Genomic DNA, 23,579 nt, shown 5'->3' with positions numbered 1-23,579 from the left:
GTAGCTGCGAACTAAGAAAAGTAGTAAATTGACAAAAAACTTAACCACAAGTGTGTATGTCAAAGCTACAAAAAGTTTGCAACTGGAAAGAATATAACAGAAGTTTAAAGAAAAGAGGAACAATAATTTTCACATTTTGTGAAGAATATTTAAAAGAGTTATATTATGGAGGGGAACAGAGGCAAGGAGGAGCGAGAAGATATAATAGCAAGATGTATGAATATTTGCTAACAATTAAGCTGTTATTAAGATTGCCATGGCGAGCAACAAGCGGATTTGCAGAAGGAATGTTTAGCAAAATATTTGCGGGTAAGGATTTAAGAATACCGGATTATGCCCATGCATCAAGAATCGCTAGTAAGCTAAAGTTACGAGTAAAAAATATTGGAGTACAAGAGAAAGGTTCAGGGAAAGAGATAGTATTTGATAGTACCGGAGTAAATGTATATAGCACCAGTGGGTGGCATCAAAGGAAATACGGTAAGGATGGATTATAACGGTAAGGATGGATTATATCGTAAGAGAGAACAGTGGAAGAAGATACATGTAGCAGTCGATTTAGATAGTATGGAAGTACTATCTGTAGCCTATACGGATAGTAACACAAACGACTGTGAAGTTGTTGGTGATATGAGCAAAGAGATAACAGGCAAAGCTAAAACCGTTATAGCAGATGGAGCTTATGATACGCAGGAGTTTAGAAAGATAATATATGATTGGGGAGCACAAGATTTAATGCCCCCAGCACGAACATCTAAGTCACAAGATGAATTAAAGAATAAAAGCAAGGTAGAGAAAGAACATTTAGCTTACAGAGATAAAGTAATAAAAGGAATTAGAGAATATAAAAATTTTGATGAAGGTTTAAAAGCATGGAAAATTAATAGCGGCTATCATCAAAGGTCAAGGGTTGAATCGTTTATGTTTAGGTTGAAGCGAACGTTTGGCTTTAACTTACAACAAAAAACAGAGAAAGGAAGAAAAAACGAAGTAATTACTAAGATAAATATATTAAATGAAATGATTGCCCTTGGGAAAGCTCAATATAGCTTTTAGAATTATATAAAATTTAATTATTTTTATACTCTAAGCGCTATATTGACTTTTTTTAATCTCCACGCAACAACGCCTTGCGAGGGAATGACGACCCTCAGTATCCAGGCAACATGACCTGTAGGCAGGAAGAAAGAATAAAAAGCCCCCTTTTTTTAAAGAGAGCTTTTTTCTTTAGAAAGTTATAAACTTGCTAATCGGGAGCGATTAGAAGTTTACACGTACTTTTAAAGTACCTTGATGTGCAGTATACTTACTTGCAGTATTGAAATCATAACCGATTCCGTATTCCATCTTAGCATCAGGTCTTATGCTTGCACTTAAACCTACATTGTAAGATGTTTTAGCAGTTCTATCAGGCTGGCTGATGAACGGAGTAACTTGTCCATCTAACTGAGACTGAGTTTTAGATAATCTACCATTTACTTTGTGAACTACAAAAGCGTGCACTTCCGGATATACCGCGAGATCAGTTATATTCATAGTACCACCGGCTACTTTAGCACCTACTATTAAATCGGTTCTATCGCTAAACTTGCTGTTAACTTGCTTGTTTGCAACTGTTGTACCGGTTTCTTTGTAGTTTTCGTCAGAAGTCTTTAAGTAGCTAAGTCCTGCCATTGGAGTTACTAACACACCTTGCATTGCGTTGTAATCATAACCGACCATTAAGTTACCACCGAATGTCATGTTATCGTAATTACCGGCAGCAATTTGCTTATTCATCTTACCGTTAGCATCGAAGAAGTAACGCTGACTTTTGTTCTTCACTTGGTTTAAGCTAAATATTGCACTACCTTGAGCAAAGAAGTTCTCAACAAGCTGCTGAGCACCATATAGAGAGAATGAGAAACCGTTAACGTCGGTTTTATCACCTTTCTTATAATCCTGGTGTTTTATATCGGTTTTAGTGATACCGATAGCAGCACCGATCATTAAGTTATCGTTAGCTAGCGTATCTAAACCTATTACGACACCGGTGGTTTTAGCTTTATAACCAGCTAAACCGCCTTTCTTACTTTGATGTGCATCAGTATAGAAAGGTTTTGCCCATATACCGTAAGCTACATTGTCAACAGCTTCGTCACCTGCAGCAACCGCAGCCGGTATTGCTCCAGCTTCAGGCCCAGCCATTTCAGCAGTTTCAGGAGTACCTAAATATCTAAGAGCACCTAATCTGTTACCAAGTTGAGCTTGGATGTCTTTTGCTACATCTAATTGTGCATTAGTTACGGCTGCACTTGTATCGGTAGTAATAGCTCCGACAAAGTTAGCAGAATCAGCACTATTTTTAGCTAAAAGAAGATTATTATACGCCGCAGTATTAGTTGAATTTACGAATGTCGTAACGTTCTGACCTACACCCAGCGCACTTGCAAATGGGCTATTTGCGATATCATTAGTAACTACTTTTGCTGCATCGTTAGTACGTGTTATTACATAATCTTGGTTAGCAGCACGTATTAAACCGTAATCTACGAAACGATTACTTCCGGTTGCAGCAAAGTTAGGACCTCCTAAAGTACCGTTAAATCTAGCACCACCTTGGATTAAAGTATAAGTTTGTGTACCGCTGAAATTTGCATTGGCATTATCTTGTACGATGATGGTTGTGGTTCCTGTAGTTGTTGCATTAACTTGAGCATTTTCCGCAATAACGATGTGACCTATATTACCATTTGCTACTGTTAAAGTAGTTTCAATAGAAGTATCGCTTCCCCATGTTGAAGTACCGTTTGCAAATGTTAAGGTATTTGTAAGAAGATCGATTTCACCGTTAATAGCGGTAGTACCACCGCCTAAAATTACGTTAGAATTTAAAACACCTAAGTCATAAGTACCAAAGTCTGTGACTTGTGAATAAATATTTCCTTGTAATCCTGCACCATCATCACTACCTGTAAATTTAACAGAAGCTACAGGAGTATCTGAACTACCTATATTACCGACTAATGCACTACCTAAGTAAGTTACAGTGCCGTTATTAGCTTTAGTAGTAACAATCATACTTGTAGAATCAGAAAATGTACCGTCAGCAAATCTTACATTAGCGTTACCGTTAACACTTCCAAGGGTAATTTTACCGTCGAAATCTGTTCCGGCTACACCACCTGTAGTAACAGTTACGCCGTCATTAATTGTTGCGTTAGTTGCGATAATACTACCTAAGTTGTTATAGTCTGTAGTAAATGTTACTTGCTTTAATTTTGGAGCTCCAATCTCTTCACCTAAGCCGTAAATTGTACCAAGGGCGTTAGGAATACCACCGCTAAGTGTGACAGTACCTTGATTATTGTTTACACTACCGATACCTGCATATAATGTAGTAGCATTAACAGTAATACCGTTATCACTTCCAAGGCCAAGACCTACAATATTATCTTGATCACCGATTGCTTGACCGTCAGCGATTGTACTATCCACACCTGAAACAATCACTCTAGGAACATCAAAACCACCTGTAGCTGTTTCATTACCTACGATACTTTTAATTGTTAAAGGAATTGTGTTGCCTGCATCGTTGAGTGGGATACCGCTAGGTAAAAATAAAGCTGTACCTAAACTTGCATGTTCAAAAGAAATTGTATCAGTCGCCGCACCATGGTCATTACCTGCATTACCTATCTCATTAATCACTACGTTACCGCGACCGGAAACTGTTATTTGTTTTAAATCAGCAACAGGTTCAGCTTGTTTGTTTAATGTTACGGTAATAGGAGTAGTATTAACAAATTCTACTATACCGGTACCGTCAGCAGATGCGACAAAGTCCGCAGTATAGTTACCGCCGATTTGTAAGATAGAGTTATCTTCAATTGTAGTTTCACCGTTAAATATTGCATTACCTAAGAACTTAGCAGTAGTACCGTTGTCTAATTCTACAGTATTAAACTTATTACCTTGCTGACCGCCGACTGTACCGCTTACTATATTTGTTCCACCGGCCTTAAAGCTGAAAGAACCTACATTAGCATCGGTAGTAGTAATATTAGTAGCATATAAATTTACGCCTTGACCAACATTTAATATAGTGTCAGCATTAGCTCCTTTAGATCCAAAATTAATTTCAGAAAGTGGATTTGCTGCACTACCTAAATTTGTACCGGCTGCAAGAGTCGTATTATCATTTACAACAGGATTAAATATTATTTTACCTTGGCCGGCAGCATTGGTAGTTTTTGTTATTAAGTAAGTATTGTGAGCGAATTGTACTGAACCGTTATTTCCAATAACTAACTCATTAATAGCAACATCACCACTATTTAAAGCTGTTTTACTTGAGCCGATATTAAATTGTCCAAGAGTTTTATTATTAGCTGCAATAATACCAATATTACCGCTAATAGTTAAAGTTTGAGCATTTGTTAAGCTACTCGCATCAACAACACCTTTTTGATCTGCATTTATCAATAAATCAAAATCAACTAAAATATTATTTTGAGTACTTGTTAACTTAACAGTACCGCCATTCGCTTGGAAATCAATTGTTCTACCGGTATTAGCACCGATAATATTTGCTCCGCCAAGTGTTAATGTTTTTGAAGCATCGTCAGCTAAAGTAATACTTTGTAACGCAGCATTACCACCACCGTTACCTATATCACCGGTAATTGTAGCACTTCCATCTAACTGAATAGCGCCATTTGCAAGAGCAGCATTACCAACAAGAACAGTTTGGTTAACGTTACCATTGATAATTGTACCATCAGCAAGCTTAAACTGAGAACCAGCGTTTCCTAAACGTAATTCAGCAGTATGTGTTCCTGATAATTGGACAACTCCGACATCTGCTGCTTCGATTGCTGTAATTTTATTTGTTACCGCAACATTTGCATCAGCATTACCGCTTGCTAAAGTACCGTTAGCAGCAAAAGTTATCACACCCGCAGTATTACCGTTATTGCCAGCATCACCTTTGAAGTTACCTGTAAGAACCTTAGTATCAGGAACTGTAATTTGTGATGCAGTATTACCGAAATCAACGGCACCAAAGTTCGAGTTCTGGGTTATTGCAACTGTAGTAGCTGCTGTTTTAAATGCAGTAGTACCGTCCGTACCAACATCAACTATGTGTCCAAAATTTACTTGTCCGCCTGCATTAGTACTTTGTATAACCATGTCTTTAGCATACACTTGTCCAGCGACTGTTGCTGCATTACCGTTAGCTACGCTAACAACAAATCCTGCGGCTCTACCTGCTCCATTATTAGTACCTATTACTGCATTAGCTATAAGTTGACCGGCTACTGCAGTAGTATTAAATTCGATAATACCTTTTAGATTACCGCCTAAACTTCCTGTAACATTAAAGTCAGTAGCGCCGCCACCAGCAGCATTACTTAATAATACTAATCTACCGGTACCATCTGTTCCGTTAAAATTAATAGTAGCACCGCCTACTTGTAAATTTAAAGCATTACCGTTAGTAGCATCAGTATTAAAAATGAAACCTTGACCGTCACCGATATTAATTGTCTTAATAGTAGCAAAAGTTTTATCTGAAACTTGAATAAATCCATTAGTAACATTTAATGTACCGTTAGCACCATTAGCTATTACAGCATCATCTCCGAGTAAAAGAGGAGCTTTTTGAGTGGTGGGATTTGTTAAATTAAATACTAATGTAGAAGGCGCAGCACCAAAATCTATTGTTCCTACACCGCTAAGATCGTTATTGGCAATAGCACCACCACCATTAAATTGCGCAACAACATTTTGAGCATTTTTTGTAGCAGCAGCTTGTGCAGCAGTAATACCTTGTCCTGTTATGGTAAGAGTTTTACCGGCACCAAGAGTAAGATTAAAGAAGTTACCGTTATTAGCATCATTAGTGATAAATCCTAAAGTAGTATCTTCACTAACTGTCACTGCTAAATTGTTTGCAGTATCTAAAAACAAACCGTTAAAACTACCTGCTGGCGTATTAAAATTAATAGCGTTATTAGCATTAGCCGTAATAACTGCATTTAGAGCAACTGCAAGATTTGCAGGAGCGGCAGGAGCGGCAGTTTGGTCAAATCTCGCACCGTCAACAGTTGTAGCAGCTCCAGCTGTTGTTCTATTCTGCTGTGTAGCAGCACCCATAGCTGAGCCTGCGAAGCCGGCTACTATGGTAGCTGTAGAAGCAGTTACCAATCCTGCGGAAATTAATTTTTTTAGAAAATTTGGTTTTTGAGCCATATTTTTTTCCTATATTTAAGTTAAATTTAGTACCTAGTATTAAAACAAACTTATCAAACGCAAGTCAATATATCCCGCATTTGATAAGGCAATAACCTAATATTTTGTTTCAATAGTTTCTAAACTACGGGCTGAGCATACTATATATTGTATATAATTACAAGCATCGCTATAGTTTTTTTATAAAGTTTTAATCAATGTTATATTTTTATCACATTGGTGTTATAACACATGAGTCGTCATTGCGAGGAGGCATTGCCCGCGTGGATGCCTGAGCCGTCATTGCGAGCAGTCGTAGTACTTGCGTGGCAATCTCATGAAGTAGTATAAAACTCCTGAGATTGCTTCGCCGAATTACTACGTAATTCTTCTCGCAATGACGGAAAAACTACTCTTCATTAAATATTAGCACTTCAGCAGTATTTTCCCATTTTAGCATTTCGTCGTATTTAGTATCCCAAATACGCATAATTTCTTTTTCATATTCTACAATTTGTTCTTCTAATCCTTCAAATTGTTTCACCATTTGACGTGCTTTAGAAAGTATCGTGTCATTACTAACGTCAAAAACTTTTTTCAAATGACGGTCTTGTTCTTCTTTGTAATTTAAATGTGCTGCTCTACCAAGCTCAGCATCTTTATGCATATCTTCACTTCTTATCTGTATTTCAAAATTACGTTTAGAATGTAAAAGCTGCATTATATTATGAAGAGACTGATAGCCGTTGCTTTTTGGTCTATTGATATAATCTTTGGTGTATAACCAATCTAAATGCGAAGAACTCTTAACTACGTCCAAAGCATTATAGCATAGAGCTTTAGATTTAACTATGATCCTACATGCAATTAAATCTTTCAACGCATCAATCGGCACTTCTTTCCTTTTCATCTTTTTTAAAACAGAATAAGGTTCTTTAAGACGCATATATATCTCATTTTCTATGTCTGCTTTATTTAAATCTTCTTTAAGCAGATTAATAATATCACAAATCAAATCCCCTCCTGCTACCTAAAATTCTATATATCTCTATTCTTAGTAAATATTACCTATAGCTTTTAGAACTTAAATCCCCAAGACTGTTCATAATACTATTCAAGTAATTTATAAAATTAATTCTTTAACTAAAAATTAAAAAACAGATTAATAGTAAAAATAAATTTTTTCAATAAAATTGTTTAATTAATTTTAACTTAGGTTAATTGGATAGATCTGTTTCATCGCATTGCGAGCGGTCGAAGACCGCGTGGCAATCTCATGAAATAATGACAAATTCCTGAGATTGCTTCGTCGATTACTATGTAATTCTTCTCGCAATGATGTATAAACCGAACCGTGCAACGATGCTTTCAGTCGCTCGCAATGACGAATAGCATTAAACAATTAACAGGTCAGAAATTTATCTATAGAATCTTCCGAAACACTACGTAGAACTTCAGACATTTTGTTAAATTCTCCGGTGCATTCAAGCACTATATCTACGCCTGCATCTAAAACTCCTTTGGTAATATCTGCCATACTACCACTTAAAGCTTTCATATCTATTGCATCGGAAATAATAAGCCCTTTAAAGCCGATATTATTTTTAATATAGTCTATAACTTTTTTTTGATAGGGTGGCAGGATTCTCAGAATCAAGAGCTTTGAAATTATATGTACCGTCATAGCAAGCTTAATATTATCGTGCTTCGCTAGCTCCTTAAATACTTTAAAATCTGTATCCTCTAGTTCTTTTAAGCTAGTGCCAATAATAGGTAACCTTATATGACTATCCACCGTAGCTCTACCATGCCCTGGAATGTGCTTGATGCAAACCCCAACTTTCTCTTCTTGTAATCCATCTATAGCAGCTAAACATAAAGGCACGACTATTTCCGGCTCTGAACCAAAACTTCTATCTCCGACTATCTTATCTGCTCTTTCGTGCATCAAATCCGCTACCGGGGCAAAATCTAGATTAATACCTACTTCTCTTAGCTCTTTGCCTATATTGCTATAGTTTTGTTTGCACTCTTGCACATCAACGAAAGTTTGAGCAGCCGGAGCGTCATAAAAAGTCGGTGCTATGAGCCTTTTTACCCTACCGCCCTCTTGATCTATAGAGATGATAGTATTTTCTCCTAATACTTCTTTTATATCTGTAATAAGCTTAATAAGAGTTTTTTATCCTGCTCGCCGTTATCATTCTTGCTAATATTACGACGGAATAAAATTATACCTAAAGGATTATGCTCTTCAAATAAGTCTCTTTCAGCATCGGTTAATTCAGGACCGGATATGCCTATAATTACCGGCTTTACCATTTGTCTTATTGTCATAATATGCTCCTTTCTTATCTTTAAAACGTAATATGACAAGTACTATACGCAAGTCATAGAGGAATCGGCAAGAATTTTTTTTATTTGAAAAGATAAATTATGGAAGTTGGTAAGTAATATATGAACTTTATCGGTAGACGGAGATGTAATATCTTTCTTTAAAGATTTTTGAAGTAGATCAATATCATTAACAGTATAATATTTTCTATTTTTTATTTTATAATTAGATAAATCAGGGATTTTTGTCTCTAGATATCTTAATTGATGTAAAGCAATATTTAAATGCTTAGTTACTTCACTAGCAGAATAATATTTTTTTGTTAGACCTATTGATCTATTGTTTATCATGTTCGTTAACTAGAGCTTTTAATTTGGAAGAAGGAACGAAGCGTAAATTCTTTTTTGATTCTATAATTACTGGTGATTTAGTATGAAAATTTATTCCGGGACGTGGATTTTTTTGTTTAACCTCAAAGCTACCGAAATTCTTTAAAGTTAATTTTTGCTCTTTTGCTATTTCTAAAATATTAGAAAAAACCGTATTAACTATTTCTTCGCATAAATTATTTGAAAAACCCAATTTGGAGCTTAACATAGCTGAAATTTTTTCTTTGGTAATAGTCATAAATAATACCGATTTTTTGATGGTATATTGTCTGCAACGTCATTGCGAGGAGAAACTATAAGTTTCGACGAAGCAGTCTCAGGAATTATCCTACTTCATGAGATTGCCGCGTCGAGGCTTCGCCTCTCCTCGCAATGACGTTAAACAACTACGAATCTGCTTTTTCTTTTTCTTTATTATATTCGTTAATATTTTTATTTAGCTCTTCTAATTTATCTACTAGGTTCTGACGCACTTCTTCTTGCTTCTTGCGTCCTGCTTTTTTATAATCTTCCATTTTTGCTTTTACATCATCTATAGATTTTTGCAGTTCTTCACCTTTTTTATCTTTCTGATCTTTCATATTCTTTTTTATCTCTGCAACACTTTGTGCTATCTGATCATAAGTATTGCTTAAGGTCTGATTAAATTTATCAACCCCTGTTTGGGCTAAGTTTGTTAAATTGTCTTTTAATTCCTGTAAATTTTCGGTAATTGTTTTTGTACTGCTTGTAACTACTTCTTCAGTTTGCGCTTCATTTGCTTTTGTTTCATCCTTGGTAGGCGAATCTGCAAAAATGCTAGGTGTTAATAATAATGTAGCGGTAGCCCCTAGTGTTATTAATATTCTTTTCATTATATTCTCCGATTATTTATGTTTATTATTATATTGTTCAATTTTCTTACTTAAATCATCAAGTTTTTTTACAAGAGTTTGTCTATATTCTTCTACTTTATCATCTTTAATTTTCTGGTAATCCTGTAACTCTTTCGTTAAATTTTTATATTGCTCTTTTATAGTTTCTAAAGAATGGTCTTTACTATCCTTAGCATATTTCTCTAAATCATTAATTTTGATGGATAATTTATCCACTACTTCATGACATTTTTTATTAAAGTCGACGGTAATAATTTCAGCAGAATTCTTAAGGTTTTTATGCAATTCTTCAAGTGCTTCACCTATAGTTCTCATAACACCTCTTTTTGAAATAGATCTCTTCGGAAACTCTACTTCTAGGAGTAATTTGTACGTCGATCCGGTACTCGAAGCCTCACGTACTAGTGTGTACGCTGCGGTTCTGCGTTCCGTGCCTCCTTCAAATTCCTCTCTAAATCCTCATTTCCGAAGAGGTCTAATAGTTAATAAAAATTAAACTTAAATATTATATATTTAGAATCATAAATAATATAATCTTAAAAAGCAATTTTAAAAATTATCTATTTAATATATAGTTATTGTACAAAATAAATTTGAGGATGTTATGACATTAGAACTAGGAAAAAAGCTCCTGATTTTTCGCTGCACATAGGTAACGATAAAATAATTAAACTATCGAATTTAAAAGGAAAATTCATAGTATTATATTTTTATCCGAAAGACGATACGCCTGGATGTACTATTGAAGCACAAGATTTTAATAGGCTAAAACCGGAATTCGATAAACTTAATACGGTAATTATTGGAGTATCTAAAGATAAGCTTGACTCTCACGATAAATTTAAAGAAAAATATAGTTTGGGATTTGATTTGGCCTCTGATGCAAATTCAAATTTGTGTGAACAATTAGGGGTATGGATAGAAAAATCAATGTTCGGTAAAAAATACATGGGCATTGATAGAGCTACGTTTTTACTTGATAAGGAAGGAATAGTTAAGCATATTTGGCGTTCGGTAAATGCTAAAAATCACGCCCAAGAAGTACTTGAAAAATTAAGGGCTATGATTTCTTAAAATGTCATACCGTATCGTCATTGCGAGAAGAAACTGTAAGTTTCGACGAAGCAATCTCATGCCAAAGTCCTGAGATTGCCACGCTCCTTTCAGTCGCTCGCAATGACGTATTACTTCTTCCATCTATTATGAAACCAAAACCACTGAGAAGGATTTTGCTTAACCCATTCTCCTAACATTTGATTAATATTAAGCATAATATTATAGCAATCGGCTTTATTATCGCCGGTTTGCTTAAAACTCAATTGCGGGTGAACTATTACTTTAAAATAACTGCCTTTAGTTCTAATGATTTGGCAAGGTATAATTGGATATTTATACTGCAAAGCAATTTTAGCTATGGCGTTTGCAGTCATAGCAGGATGTCCTAAAAAAGGCACTTCAATTCCATCGTTCATTTTTTGATCAACAAGCATAACAATAGATTCTCTCTCCTTGATAGCCCTAACTAAAGCTCTGCTACCGTCAGGACCTTTCGGTATAAGCCTCAATTTATCACTAGCTCGACTTTCATTAATTAGCTTATTAACATACGGGTTATTTGCTTTACGATAAATTACGGCAAATTTCGGATAAGATGTATGCAGAAGATTAAGACCGATATCCCAATTAGCAAAGTGACCGCTAAATAATAAAAAGGGTTGCTCTCCTAGCTTTTTAATATTCTCAATACCTATTATCTCGGCTCTATTTTCTAACTCGGTTTCACTCATTTTATTAACATAAGCACTCTCGCCTATAAATCTGCCGAAATTATCCCAAGTTTGATCTATGATTTTTTGGGCATCACACATATCGCCGAATACTGCTTTAATATTTCGTCTAGCAATTTTATTAACGGCGAATAATATACCGGCTTTTCTTGCTATAAAACTACAAATATCTGCTGCTTTATCTATACCGAATATTCCTATTACTTTTAGGAATATAACGACGATAAAATACTCAATTAAATATCTGAGCTTTTTTAAAAATTTTTTCATTTAATAAATCAGGATTGTTTATAGATAGTTCTACATCTAAACAAGTAATATCATTATAGCTAAATTCACTGAACTTAACATAATCTTTTCGTGTAGTAATTAAGGTAGCATCATGCTCTTTAGCTACTGAATATAAATTTTCTAAATCTGCTTGTAAATAATTATAATGATCAGGAAAAATTTTATGTCCTACTATATTAAGCTCATAATTTTCTAAAGTTGAAAAGAAACGCTCAGGATTACCGATGCCGCTAAAAGCAAAGTAGTTTTTAGTTTTATCTATATTGGTTGAGGGAACTATTTGAGCATTTATTAGCTTATCAATATAAGGAGTTAAAATATTCGGTATTTTATCATTGGTGTTACTGACTAAACAAATTAAATCAGCTGCATCAAGGGCTTTATTTGGATATTGTCTTAAAGGTCCTGCCGGAATGAGAAAACCGTTACCGAAAAGCCTTTGGCTGTCTACTAAGACTATAGTAAAATCCTTATGAAAATGAGGATTTTGTAGAAAATCATCAACTATTATTATATCAGGTTTAAGCTCATTAATTAACGGCAAAATCTCTTTAATATTTTTAGTAGCAATGACTGTACCGTACTTTGCAAGGATTATAGACTCGTCTCCTGCATCTAAAACATTATGACTTGCATTTACAATAGCTGGGTTTTTAAGTTTACTACCATAACCCTTAGTTACTATCACAAAGCTCACATTTCTAGCGTTTAATAATTTGGCTAGATATATTACTATTTGCGTCTTACCCGTACCCCCTACGCTACAATTACCGACACAAATAACTTTGGCAGGAAACATAATAGGACGTGCTAGACTAGCTCGTAAATAGCCCAAAAATTGATATATTAAACTTACCGGCAAAAGCAAATAAGCTATAATATTTCGCTTCTGCCAAAATTCAGGATATAAAAGTTTGATCATAGTTAATGTATATCATGTTAATAGTGGTTTTGTTGTATGGCTCGAAAATCGTCATTGCGAGCGACCATAGGGAGCGCGGCAATCCAGCAATAAATTTTATAGCATTTTTTACTAGATTGCTTCGTCAATTACTTCGTAATTTCCTCGCAATGACAGAACAATCAACATTTACGACAATTAAAAATAAAGTCAAGCGGATTGATTGCTTTGTTATCTAGTAGAATTTCAAAATGCAAATGCTCACCCGTAGCATTACCGGTTTTTCCTTGTATACCGATAAATTGACCTCGCTTAATTTTACTTCCTTCCTTAACTGACATTTCTTTTAAATGAGCATATTTCGTAACCAATTTACGTCCATGTTTAATCTCAACAAAATTCCCGTAGTCAGGTGCTCTTGCTACTTTTATAACAATTCCACTTGCTGCCGCAAATACCTGTGCTGCTTTTTTAGCTTGTAAATCAATACCGCTATGGAAACATTTCTTTTTTCTTTTCTTTTTATGAGGACTTTTCCTAGTTCCGTAATGGCTAGTAATTTTCGGCTCATATTCCGGCATCATAAGCGGTATTGTACTAATTATTTTATCAAGCTTGGTTAATTCCGAGATATTATTCCTATGAGTTTGTTTTTTTGCAAAATAGCTAGCTTCCGGTTTAGAGAGAAACTTATATTTTGAATTTAGTTTTGTTACAACTGCTTTTATATCAGCTATTTTTATTTCTGCAGCTTTATTAAATTCTGCCGGATTTTTATTATGGAATTTTTGTAAAAAAATCTTATTTTGCTTAGGGTTATTAATTATCAAACCTAAGTTTTTTGCATATATACATTTGCTATTTTTGTTTGTTAAATCATACTGTACTACTAAATCCGCATGGTTGATTTTATATTTTTGCTTTAATTGAGATGAAGTGGTAGAAAGTAACGTAATGTCGCTAGATTCTTTAATACTGCTGCAACCTTGAACAAGAAAAACTATAAACAGTAAAAAGATATATTTTTGAAAAGACATTAAAAATAAATATACGTAAATTTCAAGTTTAAAATATCGCTTAAATATTCTGTTAATTTCTTCATACCCCCTTTTATATTTGGAGGATTAATTAACATTAACCCACACTTTACCATATTTTTATCACTATTTAAAAGCTCATATTCAATAATTATAGTTTCTTTAAATCCGATATTCTTGTAGTTGTGGTAAAAATCACGGACTAAAGGTAAATCTTTTATAGGATACCAAATTAAGACGGGATTATTAAGAACTCGTAGCTTAATTTTTTTAAGTGCTTCAAGTAATTTTTGAAACTCGTTTTTGACCTCAAAAGGCGGATCAAGAAAAATTAACCCTCTATTCTCTTTAAATGGTAGAAAAGCTTTAATAGCATTATAAGCATCTATGTTGTGAGCATTAGTCGGTAATAGTTGTTTTAGGCTCAAATAATCGCTTGGATGAAGCTCGCAGGCAATTAAGCGATCATCCGGTCTTAATAATTGTTTAATTATAAAAGGCGAACCTGGGTAGTGATTTTCTCCTGCTAGGTTTACTATATTTAAGAAAGTTTGTAAGAGTAGAGGGATGGGATTGGTAGCCTGAAGTAGCTTATTAATACCTGTATCGCATTCTAGAGTTTTAGAAGCCGCTTCTGATCTTAAATCGTAAAGACCAGGACCCGCAAAAGCATCTAAAACTGCAAAAGGTTTTTCTTTTTTCTTGAGCTGTTCTAAGACGCTAATTAGCACTAAATGTTTGACTATATCGGCAAAATTGCCTGCATGATAAATATGACGATAGTTCAAAATTATAAACCATATTTCTTTTTTAATAATTCTACTGCTTCTTCTGAAGTAAGTAATTTATCACTTTTATTATTGCTTCTTGCTAAAGCAATTTCTGCATCTTCTCTATCTTCTTTTAATTCGCGTAAATAATTTTTAATTACCGCTTGTGCTAATTGAGCTTTATTAACCATAAAACTAGTCATTTATTAAATTCATAATTAAGTTAATCATTAATTCTTTCTGTATAGGATCGCTTTCTGCAATAAGCAATGCTAGTGATGTCATAACACTTATTCCAATATTTTTTAATCAAATTTTTGCTTTTGTAAGATAAAGTAAAAAAGTAAGCAACCTATTCTTTTATTACCGTCACTAAATGGATGATCTTTTATTAGAAAATATAACAAATGAACAGCTTTTTCTTCTGCCGAGTTATATAAAGATTTACTGTTAAAAGTTTGATCAATATTACCTAATATTCCTTTAAAACTATTGTCTCTTTCAGCTCCAAATAAATTACTTATTTCCACATTTTCTTGCTTTCCTAATTCTTGCTTTAGCTTTTTAATTGCTTCTAAAGACTCTTGATAACCTAGTAATTCATTAGTGTCTGACTGTAATTGTGTCGGTGGATTTAATTTGTCTTCATCATATTTAACTAATAACTCCCATGTTTTAGAGTAATTCCTTATAAGATTAATTAATTCTTGTCCTGTACTATTTACTAAGTTTTGATTTATCAAAGTATTTGTTAAAAGTTCTACCGTTTGTTGTAGATTATTTAATTTCTTTTGAGTAATTTTATCTTGATTAATACTATAACCTTTAATGAGATATTCTTTAAGTTAGTTAGTAGCCCATTTTCTAAAAGCTATACCTCTCTTAGAATTTACCCTATATCCTACTGATGTTATTGCATCTAAATTGTAGTATTCTACTTGGTATGTTTTACCGCCAGCGGCAGTTGTTGTAAAAAATGCAACAACTGCTTCCTCTGCTAATGCTTGCTCTTTAAATATATTCTTTAGATGTCTTAAAACTACTGATTTAACTCGGGCAAATAATTCTGCTATTTGATTTAAAGAAAGTCAAACTGTTTCATCTGTTATCTTAACCTCAACATTAACTTCCCCATGTTCATCTTGATAAATTACTAACTGACTTTCTATTTCTTTGTTCATTAGTGCTTATTCCTCTAGATATGCTTTACCGTTGGCATCAATTGTTGCAGAATATGCAACAGTTACTTTTCCTAAACATTTTTTATGAGAGCACACCATTCTTCTTCATCAATAATTTTAATATTAAGCTCTTTAGCTTTTTTAAGCTTACTGCCTGCATCAAGGCCCGCTATTACTAAATCCGTGTTAGACGATACGCTAGCTGCGACTTTAGCTCCAAGCTTCTCAGCCATTGCTTTAGCTTCCGCTCTAGATATCGTCGGTAAGCTACCGGTAAACACCACTATCTTATCTGTTAAACTACTTTGTTCTCTGGTCTCTTTATAATCTTCAATATTGAATACTTCACCAAGTTTTTTGATAAGCTGGGTATTTTCTTTAATATCAAAAAAATCAATAATATCTACTAGAATCTTATCGCCGATACCCTCTAAATCATTTAATTTCTGATAAATATCAAGATCATTTTTACTAAGCAATTCCATTTGAGCTATAAAATTAGCATAGCTGCTAAATTCTCTAGCAAGCAATTTAGCGTTTTGTTCACCGATATGCCTTATACCTAGAGCGTATATGAATCTTGGCAAACTAACGTTCTTTGATTTCTCGATATTTTTAAAAAGATTCTCTACTGATTTTTTGCCCCACCCATCCATATTTTCAAGTTTTACTAAGCTAGAATCATTTTTTTCTTTTAAAAAGAATATATCGAGTGGATTGCTAATTAATCCCTTATCTATTAAAAACTCAACTTGCTTACGTCCAAGCCCTTCAATATCCATAGCGTTTTTCGATACAAAATGACGGATACGCTCATAATTCTGAGCAGGACAATTAAGACCGTTATCACAGCGTATAATAATATCTTCAGGCACATAATGCAACTTAGAATTGCATGAGGGGCAAAATAAAGGAGTATCAAACGGCATGGTATCATTAGGACGTTTTCGAGTATCAACTCCCATGATTTTAGGTATGACGTCACCGGCACGCTGCAAGAACACATAATCGCCGATACGTACATCTTTTCGCATGATTTCTTGGAAATTATGTAATGTTGCTCTGCTAACAACTACCCCGCCTATTTCTATAGGCTCAAGCTCGGCTACCGGCGTTAACGTACCGGTTCTGCCTACTTGTACAGTGATAGAGAGCAGCTTTGTTTGTCCTATTATAGCAGGAAATTTATGAGCGGTAGCAAATCTTGGAGATCTAGCAATAAACCCCATTCTATTTTGCAGTACAAAATCATTTAGCTTATATACTACCCCGTCAATTTCATAAGGTAGACTTTCTCGATTTGTTTTTAAATACTCGTAAAAAGCAAAAATTTCTTTTTCGGAATTTGCCAATTTAGATATTTCGTTAACGCTAAAGCCAAGCTCTTTTAATTTTGTAAGTAACCCATCTTGTGAAGAAGCAAGATGCTGTTCAGTTACCCCTCCTGAATAGACAAAATATTTGAGAGGTCTTTGAGCCGTAATAGAAGCATCAAGCTGACGAAGCGAACCGGCCGCAGCATTACGGGGATTAGCAAATTTATCTCTGCCCTGCTCTTCTTGTTCTTCATTTAGGTTTAAAAAATCTTGTTTTTCAATATAAATCTCCCCTCGTGCTTCTAAAAACTCCGGAGCATTATCTATTTTATGAGGAAAGTTTTTGATTGTTTTGATATTTGCCGTTATGTCTTCACCAACATATCCATCACCTCTTGTAGCTCCCGTTGTAAGCAGCCCGTTTTTATAAATAGCAGAAAAAGACAAGCCGTCTATTTTAGGCTCACAAAAAATAGGAGCAAACTCATCAAGGCGTAAGAAATTTTTAATACGCTCTACAAAATCTCTTACATCCTGCTCATCAAAGCTATTGCTAAGAGATAACATCGGCACTTGATGCGTAATTTTAGCAAATTTGTTTGTTATTTTAACCCCTACTTTCTTGCTAGGGCTATCTTCTAACACTAAATGAGGAAATTTCTGCTCTAACTTGAGATTAGTATTAAATAGCTGATCATACTCGGCATCTGAAACTAAAGGATTATCTTCTATATAATAAGCATGATTATACGCTGCTATTTTATCTGCTAATTCTTCTAATAATTTTTTTGCTTCTTCTTCAGATATTAAATCAATATTTTCCATTAGTAGTTCATACTTTTATTTTAATTTACAATCAATTCCAATTCCTAAAATTTTTATTTTCTTCAAAATCGTTAATTGCTCGTTTTAGTCTTTCAGCATTTTTAGGACTTTTTAACAAATATAAAGTTTCCTCTATAGCATTATGATCTTCAAGCGACATAATAGCTACCGATTTTTGTTTTTTATCTGCAATCACTGAAGCGTGATCTGCAACCTTTTCCGGTCATGCATCCATATTGCAGTTATGCCTATTAAAAAGCTATACGTCCAATAAGAGTACCAATAACCTTATCATGAATATCCAATGACTTGGAAAAGCAGATTGTCTTACGTGCAAGCCTCTTGCATCTCGTTCTAAGGTTCAAGTTACTTCGTTCTATCCGTTGAGTGTATTTTTTACTGATAATATGCTTTTTAGGGTCTAATAACCTAGCATAACTCCCCCATCCATCTGTATAGTAAAAAGTCACCTTGAAATTCTCTAGTTTTTTCAGTAATGATTCTAATGTGTAGAAGTCAAGATTTAATCTTACAGACATTATAAAAATTATATCTGAATGTCTGATAAGTTATGACTGTCAGATGAGTATTCAAGATATAAGATTTCGTTATTCTTTTCAACAGCTAACTTTTTACTATCCATAAAAGTCTGCATAGGTGTTTTTCCATAGCAATATTTACCGGAATGCGGTCTTTCATTATTATAATATTCTAGCCAAATATCAAGATCTAGTTGTAGATCATCAAGATCAGTATAGATCTTTTTACGCATAGCAGTATCAAAGAATTCTTGTTTCATAGTTTTATTAAAACGTTCACACATACCATTTGTTTGAGGAGAATATGCTTTAGTAGTAGTATGCTCAATACCCTCAATGCTTAAGAACAATTCAAAAGCATGATGTTCTATATTACCTTTATACTCACCACCTCTATCAGTTAAAATACGAAGTACTGGTATTTGCTGACTCTCATACCATGGTAACACTCTATCATTAAGCATGTCAGCAGCGGTAAGTGCTGTTTTATCAGTATATAGTTTAGCCTCTGCAACCCGAGTGTAACTATCAATAAACACTTGAGAATATACCTTGTCTATGCCTTTAAAATTACCTACATAATATGTGTCTTGGCATCCTAGATAACCTGGATGCTGTGTATCAATCTCACCATGAGCTTCTTTCTCGCTACGCCGTTTCTCTAATACTTGTAACTGAGCTTCGGTAAGAACAATACCATCCTGAGCCATTTTGGCTTCTAATGCTTTAAGTCTTTTATTGATATTATTTAAATCATTACGTAGCCAAATAGATCTAACTCCTCCAGGTGATACAAGAATACCAGTCTTTTTAAGCTCATTTGATACTCGCAGCTGACCATAAGCGGGGTATTCTATTGCCATATCTAATACTGCTCTCTCTACGGCAGGATCAACTCTATTCGCTATAATTGGCTTCTTCCGACTAATCTCATATAATGCTTCTTCTCCTCCTGTTTCATATAACTCTTTAAACCTATAATAACTGTCTCTACTGTAACCCATAGCTTTACATGCTGACGATATACTACCAAGACTCCTAGCTAATTCTAGTAATCCTATTTTTGGCTTTATTATTTTTTGATTTAGATTCATCTCTAATCCTCCATTTAATATTATCTTAATTTTACTAAATGTAAGATTAAATCTCAACTATTACATCTAATGTGCTATCACATCTTGTACCAAACGTATAAGCAACTACTTTTAACGAAATCTTATCCAAAGCATACCAAAGCCATCGTTGTCTGGATTTATTCTGTACATAAGACCATTGTTCATCTATCTCAGGAGCAATAATTACTTCTGTTGTACTGATAGAATGATTTATTGTTTTTTAATACTAGATTTTTTTAAAACACGGATAACTGTATTGATACCCACTTTTAATACTCTTACTGTATCTCTAACTCCAGAGCCGTTGATTGACATTTCTACTATTTGCTCCTTAACTCCAGGCTTAGATGCATTATTAATATACTCCAATTAAAAATATCGATTACACCGCTTGCATTGATATCTCTGTTGTTTTGAAATTGAATATCCTGACTTTATTACTTCTTCTGTGTTGTTACAATATCTACACTTAACATCTATTTTTGCCATAACTCCTTAACTATAATTCTCTCTTATTACTGTTTGAGGATTATAGACTATTTACTCTAAACTGCAATACGGAGGCACGACCCCTTTTCCATAACATAACATATTTAAGTACGTTTTATAATTAGTCAATTTAAGAATCAAAATCAAAATCTTTACCTAGTTTAATATATTCTCTAATGCGGCTCATGAGGCTTTGAAAATATGTAAGATTATGCCAGGTCATTAACATTGCTCCAAGTATTTCACCTATTCTAACTAAATGATGTAGATAAGCTTTCGTGTAATTAGTGCAAGCTGGACATGGGCAATCATGTTCAAGCGGCTCGTTATCATCTGCATATTTGCTATTACGAATATTTACCGTGCCGTATTTAGTAAAAGCCTGACCGTTACGACCTGAACGAGTTGGGATTACGCAATCAAACAAATCTATACCTCGGCGTACAGCACCGATAATATCAGCAGGTTTACCGACGCCCATTAGATAACGCGGCTTATTTTGCGGCAGAAAATCAGGGGCATAATCAAGCACTTTAAACATAAGCTCCTGCCCCTCACCTACCGCAAGCCCGCCTATCGCATAACCCTCACAATCGAGTTCTATTAAATCCTTAGCCGATTGCTCACGTAATTCTTCATAAACACTACCTTGAATAATACCGAATTGTGCATAGCCTTCCCTCTTAACAAAAGCATTACGTGATCTATTCGCCCATCTAGTCGTAAGCTGCATAGAAGTTTTAGCTTCCTCAAAGGTTGCAGGATAAGGGGTACATTCATCAAAAGCCATAGTGATCGTGCTACCGAGCAGATATTGTATTTCAGTAGAACGCTCAGGCGTTAGCATATATTTATCACCGTTAATATGAGAGCTGAAACTTACTCCCTCTTCGGTTATCTTGCGTAACTTCGATAAGGACATTACCTGAAAACCACCGGAATCGGTGAGTATAGGCTTATCCCAATTCATGAATTGATGCAAACCGCCAAGGCGTGCTATACGTTCAGCACTTGGCTGCAGCATTAAGTGGTAAGTATTGCCGAGTAATATATCTGCTCCCGTTTCAGCTACTGATTCAGGCAGCATTGCCTTAACGGTTGCTCTAGTCCCGACCGGCATAAAGGCCGGAGTACGAATCTCACCGTGTGCGGTTGTGATAATGCCGCTTCTAGCTTTTTTATTCTGATGATGAATGTTAAATGAGAATTTTGACACTGATAATCACTCATTTTTAAAAGCAATATCTTAGCATACTATAATTTATCCTGGAATATAAAAATTAAGATTAAAAGGTCGCAATACTTAAAAAATCATCAAGTATTGAACCACAAAGTTTTAACTCAGTATAAGATTTATTATATATTTCCGTTTTAATCAGTCCAAGTAAATATAAAGTCCCAATTACTGAAAAGAGAACTATACTGTTTGGAGTGTTTAATAATTTATCTTCAATAAAAGTAGTAATGGTTCCTTTAGGCTCGTGTACGATTTGAGCAACTAGCTCTCTTAAAATAGTATAATCAAATGAGCTTTGCTCTAAGATTTGTAATATAGTGAAATTATTTTGCCGACAATATGAATTAAGGAGTTCTTTACGACGCTTACGATCTTTAGAATTTGAAGGTGATGTTAGAAAGATTATTATTTTTTTAGTAGAAGTCATTTTGATTTGCCCCGTTTAGTTAAACTTAGATTTCTAAGTTCTAGGCTCTGTGAACATTTCTAAAAAGATTTAATTTTAGCTATTTTTGCTGTAAATTATAAGTTTTTTTGAAATATGAATAACTATTCCTTCAAAAATCTTATTAATTTTCGCTAAAAAATATCTCAAAATAGCAAATCAATGAAAAATGTTCACAGAGCCTAACCACCACAAAATATTTCATGGTGGTTGGGGAGTTAGAAAAACCGCTACTAACAGTTCACAATAGATTTTAAGCTCAAAGTAACCCTTAAGCTCTGGACATGTCTATCGTCATCCCCAACCATAAATGCTGAGGATTGCACCATATAATGGCTGATACATAACCATAATAGCAAGAGGTTTCTAAGCCCCAAAATAGCATTTTGCCATTCCGGTTATGATTCTATATACAACTTTCTAAAAAAGTCAATTAGATTTTACGTTTTATTGTTTTTTTCCTTTTCTAATCTAGTTTGTACCTCTATAAGCTTTTGACAAAATGCGATAAAATCCTCGCTGCTTGTCGTGCTTGTTCTTCTGTGATTTGACCGTTATAAGCATTGTAAATAGCTTTAACGGTCGTGCCTCCGTATTGCAGTTTAGAGTAAATAGTCTATAATCCTCAAACAGTAATAAGAGAGAATTATAGTTAAGGAGTTATGGCAAAAATAGATGTTAAGTGTAGATATTGTAACAACACAGAAGAAGTAATAAAGTCAGGATATTCAATTTCAAAACAACAGAGATATCAATGCAAGCGGTGTAATCGATATTTTTAATTGGAGTATATTAATAATGCATCTAAGCCTGGAGTTAAGGAGCAAATAGTAGAAATGTCAATCAACGGCTCTGGAGTTAGAGATACAGTAAGAGTATTAAAAGTGGGTATCAATACAGTTATCCGTGTTTTAAAAAAATCTAGTATTAAAAAACAATAAATCATTCTATCAGTACAACAGAAGTAATTATTGCTCCTGAGATAGATGAACAATGGTCTTATGTACAGAATAAATCCATACAACGATGGCTTTGGTATGCCTTGGATAAGATTTCGTTAAAAGTAGTTGCTTATACGTTTGGTACAAGATGTGATAGCACATTAGAATCATTACTGAAAAAACTAGAGAATTTCAAGGTGACTTTTTACTATACAGATGGATGGGGGAGTTATGCTAGGTTATTAGACCCTAAAAAGCATATTATCAGTAAAAAATACACTCAACGGATAGAACGAAGTAACTTGAACCTTAGAACGAGATGCAAGAGGCTTGCACGTAAGACAATCTGCTTTTCCAAGTCATTGGATATTCATGATAAGGTTATTGGTACTCTTATTGAACGTATAGCTTTTTAATAGGCATAACTGCAATATGGAGGCATGACCAAAAAATGTTATATAAAATTCTTAATAATAACTGTGATAGATATTCTGCTCTTGAAATGATTAAATCATATTTTAAGTTGAAAACTGCAAGATCGTTATCATATGAAGAACTTCAAAATGACGAGCAATTAAGCGAATTATTTAGAGCTCCTTTCAACTATTTTATTGATGATTTTATATCAAAATCTGATAAATCAGTTGCAGTAAATAAAGCGTTTAGTATACAAGGTGAACATAACAATACTCATAAATTATATGCGTTTTTAGAGAAAAATAAAATACCGGGCAAAACACATCAAATGCTTATATATATTAAAGTGCCTTATATAATGACTAAAGACGACGAAGAAAGCTTAAATACTTTCATACACTTGGCTAAGATAATGTAGATTTACCAAAAAATTAAGAAAGAAGAATAACTAATTTAAGAGTGAGCTTAATGAAGCT

At 34.1% G+C, this 23,579-nt stretch carries 26 protein-coding genes and 4 pseudogenes; 5 read left to right on the top strand and 25 right to left on the bottom strand.

Translation table 11 applies throughout. From position 1 onward, the window contains the following. Positions 1 to 56 precede the first annotated feature (56 nt). Both AC0ODJ_RS03055 and AC0ODJ_RS03050 read left to right on the top strand, forming a co-directional pair. Entirely contained in the window at positions 57 to 497 is a 441-nt protein-coding gene (locus tag AC0ODJ_RS03055; RefSeq protein ID WP_121843865.1) for a transposase, read from the top strand. After that, a complete protein-coding gene (locus tag AC0ODJ_RS03050; protein WP_474464679.1) occupies positions 487 to 1,056 on the top strand; it encodes a transposase in 570 nt (189 codons plus the stop codon). The genes AC0ODJ_RS03055 and AC0ODJ_RS03050 overlap by 11 nt, the downstream gene beginning before the upstream one ends. Positions 1,057 to 1,260: 204 nt before the next feature. Here the strand turns inward: AC0ODJ_RS03050 and ompB are convergent, their stop codons facing one another. The 8 genes from ompB to AC0ODJ_RS03010 form a co-directional block, all read right to left on the bottom strand. Further along, the gene (ompB, locus tag AC0ODJ_RS03045) at positions 1,261 to 6,234 is read right to left on the bottom strand and encodes an outer membrane protein OmpB (protein WP_218459840.1); all 4,974 of its coding nucleotides are present in this window, start codon (positions 6,232 to 6,234) and stop codon (positions 1,261 to 1,263) included. A gap of 388 nt (positions 6,235 to 6,622) precedes the next feature. Further along, a complete protein-coding gene (locus tag AC0ODJ_RS03040; protein WP_218459841.1) occupies positions 6,623 to 7,228 on the bottom strand; it encodes a bifunctional (p)ppGpp synthetase/guanosine-3',5'-bis(diphosphate) 3'-pyrophosphohydrolase in 606 nt (201 codons plus the stop codon). Between the two features lie 387 nt (positions 7,229 to 7,615). Continuing rightward, on the bottom strand, positions 7,616 to 8,299 hold the full coding sequence (locus AC0ODJ_RS03035) for a glycoside hydrolase family 3 N-terminal domain-containing protein (protein ID WP_474465690.1): 684 nt from the start codon (positions 8,297 to 8,299) through the stop codon (positions 7,616 to 7,618). A 65-nt stretch (positions 8,300 to 8,364) separates the two neighbouring features. Then, a complete protein-coding gene (locus tag AC0ODJ_RS03030; protein WP_371920378.1) occupies positions 8,365 to 8,550 on the bottom strand; it encodes a hypothetical protein in 186 nt (61 codons plus the stop codon). Between the two features lie 42 nt (positions 8,551 to 8,592). Beyond that, positions 8,593 to 8,898, bottom strand: coding sequence for a MerR family transcriptional regulator (locus AC0ODJ_RS03025; RefSeq protein ID WP_218459842.1), 306 nt, complete (start codon positions 8,896 to 8,898; stop codon positions 8,593 to 8,595). Next, positions 8,885 to 9,175 (bottom strand): HU family DNA-binding protein, encoded by a 291-nt coding sequence (locus AC0ODJ_RS03020; protein WP_218459844.1) that lies wholly within the window; start codon positions 9,173 to 9,175, stop codon positions 8,885 to 8,887. The genes AC0ODJ_RS03025 and AC0ODJ_RS03020 overlap by 14 nt, the downstream gene beginning before the upstream one ends. Positions 9,176 to 9,323: 148 nt before the next feature. After that, on the bottom strand, positions 9,324 to 9,791 hold the full coding sequence (locus AC0ODJ_RS03015; RefSeq protein ID WP_218459845.1) for a hypothetical protein: 468 nt from the start codon (positions 9,789 to 9,791) through the stop codon (positions 9,324 to 9,326). A gap of 12 nt (positions 9,792 to 9,803) precedes the next feature. Continuing rightward, positions 9,804 to 10,127, bottom strand: a complete 324-nt coding sequence (locus AC0ODJ_RS03010) for a hypothetical protein (RefSeq protein WP_218459846.1) — start codon at positions 10,125 to 10,127, stop codon at positions 9,804 to 9,806. A 289-nt stretch (positions 10,128 to 10,416) separates the two neighbouring features. Between AC0ODJ_RS03010 and bcp the strand changes: the two are divergent. Beyond that, a pseudogene (gene bcp, locus AC0ODJ_RS03005) lies at positions 10,417 to 10,886 on the top strand (thioredoxin-dependent thiol peroxidase). A gap of 15 nt (positions 10,887 to 10,901) precedes the next feature. On the opposite strand, the pseudogene AC0ODJ_RS03000 reads toward bcp, so the two are convergent. The 17 genes and pseudogenes from AC0ODJ_RS03000 to AC0ODJ_RS02920 all read right to left on the bottom strand — a co-directional run. Next, positions 10,902 to 11,009, bottom strand: a pseudogene (locus AC0ODJ_RS03000) (octaprenyl-diphosphate synthase); the annotation flags it as partial. Further along, positions 10,997 to 11,869, bottom strand: coding sequence for a lipid A biosynthesis lauroyl acyltransferase (locus AC0ODJ_RS02995; RefSeq protein ID WP_218459847.1), 873 nt, complete (start codon positions 11,867 to 11,869; stop codon positions 10,997 to 10,999). The pseudogene AC0ODJ_RS03000 and the gene AC0ODJ_RS02995, both read right to left, overlap by 13 nt. Beyond that, a complete protein-coding gene (gene lpxK / locus AC0ODJ_RS02990) occupies positions 11,832 to 12,812 on the bottom strand; it encodes a tetraacyldisaccharide 4'-kinase (protein WP_218459849.1) in 981 nt (326 codons plus the stop codon). Before lpxK ends, AC0ODJ_RS02995 begins: the two co-directional genes overlap by 38 nt. 161 nt (positions 12,813 to 12,973) lie before the next feature. Then, positions 12,974 to 13,828 (bottom strand): M23 family metallopeptidase, encoded by an 855-nt coding sequence (locus AC0ODJ_RS02985; protein WP_218459851.1) that lies wholly within the window; start codon positions 13,826 to 13,828, stop codon positions 12,974 to 12,976. Beyond that, positions 13,828 to 14,616 (bottom strand): 23S rRNA (adenine(2030)-N(6))-methyltransferase RlmJ, encoded by a 789-nt coding sequence (rlmJ, locus tag AC0ODJ_RS02980; protein WP_218459852.1) that lies wholly within the window; start codon positions 14,614 to 14,616, stop codon positions 13,828 to 13,830. The genes AC0ODJ_RS02985 and rlmJ overlap by 1 nt, the downstream gene beginning before the upstream one ends. A gap of 2 nt (positions 14,617 to 14,618) precedes the next feature. Beyond that, entirely contained in the window at positions 14,619 to 14,801 is a 183-nt protein-coding gene (locus AC0ODJ_RS02975) for a hypothetical protein (RefSeq protein WP_218459853.1), read from the bottom strand. 102 nt (positions 14,802 to 14,903) lie between these two features. Then, the gene (locus AC0ODJ_RS02970; RefSeq protein ID WP_218459854.1) at positions 14,904 to 15,341 is read right to left on the bottom strand and encodes a Fic family protein; all 438 of its coding nucleotides are present in this window, start codon (positions 15,339 to 15,341) and stop codon (positions 14,904 to 14,906) included. A 102-nt stretch (positions 15,342 to 15,443) separates the two neighbouring features. Further along, entirely contained in the window at positions 15,444 to 15,617 is a 174-nt protein-coding gene (gene rhuM, locus AC0ODJ_RS02965; protein ID WP_474465687.1) for a RhuM family protein, read from the bottom strand. Between the two features lie 233 nt (positions 15,618 to 15,850). Continuing rightward, a complete protein-coding gene (ligA, locus tag AC0ODJ_RS02960; RefSeq protein ID WP_218459855.1) occupies positions 15,851 to 17,920 on the bottom strand; it encodes an NAD-dependent DNA ligase LigA in 2,070 nt (689 codons plus the stop codon). 31 nt (positions 17,921 to 17,951) lie between these two features. Further along, a complete protein-coding gene (locus AC0ODJ_RS02955; RefSeq protein ID WP_218459856.1) occupies positions 17,952 to 18,116 on the bottom strand; it encodes a type II toxin-antitoxin system Phd/YefM family antitoxin in 165 nt (54 codons plus the stop codon). Positions 18,117 to 18,171: 55 nt separating this feature from the next. Then, positions 18,172 to 18,459: an IS1 family transposase gene (locus tag AC0ODJ_RS02950; protein ID WP_474464978.1), complete on the bottom strand. Its 288-nt coding sequence runs from the start codon at positions 18,457 to 18,459 to the stop codon at positions 18,172 to 18,174. An 8-nt stretch (positions 18,460 to 18,467) separates the two neighbouring features. Beyond that, complete coding sequence (locus AC0ODJ_RS02945; RefSeq protein ID WP_474465684.1) at positions 18,468 to 19,553, bottom strand: IS481 family transposase; 1,086 nt, start codon at positions 19,551 to 19,553, stop codon at positions 18,468 to 18,470. A 46-nt stretch (positions 19,554 to 19,599) separates the two neighbouring features. Further along, a complete protein-coding gene (locus AC0ODJ_RS02940) occupies positions 19,600 to 19,755 on the bottom strand; it encodes an IS1 family transposase (RefSeq protein ID WP_474465682.1) in 156 nt (51 codons plus the stop codon). 29 nt (positions 19,756 to 19,784) lie between these two features. Continuing rightward, positions 19,785 to 19,943, bottom strand: a complete 159-nt coding sequence (locus AC0ODJ_RS02935) for an IS1-like element transposase (RefSeq protein WP_474464717.1) — start codon at positions 19,941 to 19,943, stop codon at positions 19,785 to 19,787. After that, positions 19,944 to 20,063 (bottom strand): IS1 family transposase, encoded by a 120-nt coding sequence (locus AC0ODJ_RS02930; protein ID WP_121834047.1) that lies wholly within the window; start codon positions 20,061 to 20,063, stop codon positions 19,944 to 19,946. A 130-nt stretch (positions 20,064 to 20,193) separates the two neighbouring features. Further along, on the bottom strand, positions 20,194 to 21,279 hold the full coding sequence (tgt, locus tag AC0ODJ_RS02925; RefSeq protein ID WP_218459816.1) for a tRNA guanosine(34) transglycosylase Tgt: 1,086 nt from the start codon (positions 21,277 to 21,279) through the stop codon (positions 20,194 to 20,196). Positions 21,280 to 21,349: 70 nt separating this feature from the next. Next, positions 21,350 to 21,727 (bottom strand): hypothetical protein, encoded by a 378-nt coding sequence (locus tag AC0ODJ_RS02920; RefSeq protein ID WP_218459815.1) that lies wholly within the window; start codon positions 21,725 to 21,727, stop codon positions 21,350 to 21,352. A gap of 680 nt (positions 21,728 to 22,407) precedes the next feature. Here AC0ODJ_RS02920 and AC0ODJ_RS02915 point away from each other — a divergent pair. Both AC0ODJ_RS02915 and AC0ODJ_RS02910 read left to right on the top strand, forming a co-directional pair. Beyond that, positions 22,408 to 23,102, top strand: a pseudogene (locus AC0ODJ_RS02915) (IS1 family transposase). Positions 23,103 to 23,128: 26 nt separating this feature from the next. Beyond that, a pseudogene (locus tag AC0ODJ_RS02910) lies at positions 23,129 to 23,521 on the top strand (hypothetical protein); the annotation flags it as partial. Between the last annotated feature and the right edge of the window lie 58 nt (positions 23,522 to 23,579).

This window comes from Rickettsia senegalensis (assembly GCF_056135685.1).
This window is presented reverse-complemented; position numbering and strand designations above follow the sequence as displayed.

Bases quoted from the DNA above. Each gene is read 5' to 3' on its own strand.
- AC0ODJ_RS03055 (WP_121843865.1), top strand. From the start codon at position 57: ATGTCAAAGCTACAAAAAGTTTGCAACTGGAAAGAATATAACAGAAGT.
- AC0ODJ_RS03050 (WP_474464679.1), top strand. From the start codon at position 487: ATGGATTATAACGGTAAGGATGGATTATATCGTAAGAGAGAACAGTGG.
- ompB (WP_218459840.1), bottom strand. From the start codon at position 6,234: ATGGCTCAAAAACCAAATTTTCTAAAAAAATTAATTTCCGCAGGATTG.
- AC0ODJ_RS03030 (WP_371920378.1), bottom strand. From the start codon at position 8,550: ATGACAATAAGACAAATGGTAAAGCCGGTAATTATAGGCATATCCGGT.
- AC0ODJ_RS03025 (WP_218459842.1), bottom strand. From the start codon at position 8,898: ATGATAAACAATAGATCAATAGGTCTAACAAAAAAATATTATTCTGCT.
- AC0ODJ_RS03020 (WP_218459844.1), bottom strand. From the start codon at position 9,175: ATGACTATTACCAAAGAAAAAATTTCAGCTATGTTAAGCTCCAAATTG.
- AC0ODJ_RS03015 (WP_218459845.1), bottom strand. From the start codon at position 9,791: ATGAAAAGAATATTAATAACACTAGGGGCTACCGCTACATTATTATTA.
- AC0ODJ_RS03010 (WP_218459846.1), bottom strand. From the start codon at position 10,127: ATGAGAACTATAGGTGAAGCACTTGAAGAATTGCATAAAAACCTTAAG.
- AC0ODJ_RS02995 (WP_218459847.1), bottom strand. From the start codon at position 11,869: ATGAAAAAATTTTTAAAAAAGCTCAGATATTTAATTGAGTATTTTATC.
- lpxK (WP_218459849.1), bottom strand. From the start codon at position 12,812: ATGATCAAACTTTTATATCCTGAATTTTGGCAGAAGCGAAATATTATA.
- AC0ODJ_RS02985 (WP_218459851.1), bottom strand. From the start codon at position 13,828: ATGTCTTTTCAAAAATATATCTTTTTACTGTTTATAGTTTTTCTTGTT.
- AC0ODJ_RS02975 (WP_218459853.1), bottom strand. From the start codon at position 14,801: ATGACTAGTTTTATGGTTAATAAAGCTCAATTAGCACAAGCGGTAATT.
- ligA (WP_218459855.1), bottom strand. From the start codon at position 17,920: ATGGAAAATATTGATTTAATATCTGAAGAAGAAGCAAAAAAATTATTA.
- AC0ODJ_RS02950 (WP_474464978.1), bottom strand. From the start codon at position 18,459: ATGTCTGTAAGATTAAATCTTGACTTCTACACATTAGAATCATTACTG.
- AC0ODJ_RS02945 (WP_474465684.1), bottom strand. From the start codon at position 19,553: ATGAATCTAAATCAAAAAATAATAAAGCCAAAAATAGGATTACTAGAA.
- AC0ODJ_RS02930 (WP_121834047.1), bottom strand. From the start codon at position 20,063: ATGGCAAAAATAGATGTTAAGTGTAGATATTGTAACAACACAGAAGAA.
- AC0ODJ_RS02920 (WP_218459815.1), bottom strand. From the start codon at position 21,727: ATGACTTCTACTAAAAAAATAATAATCTTTCTAACATCACCTTCAAAT.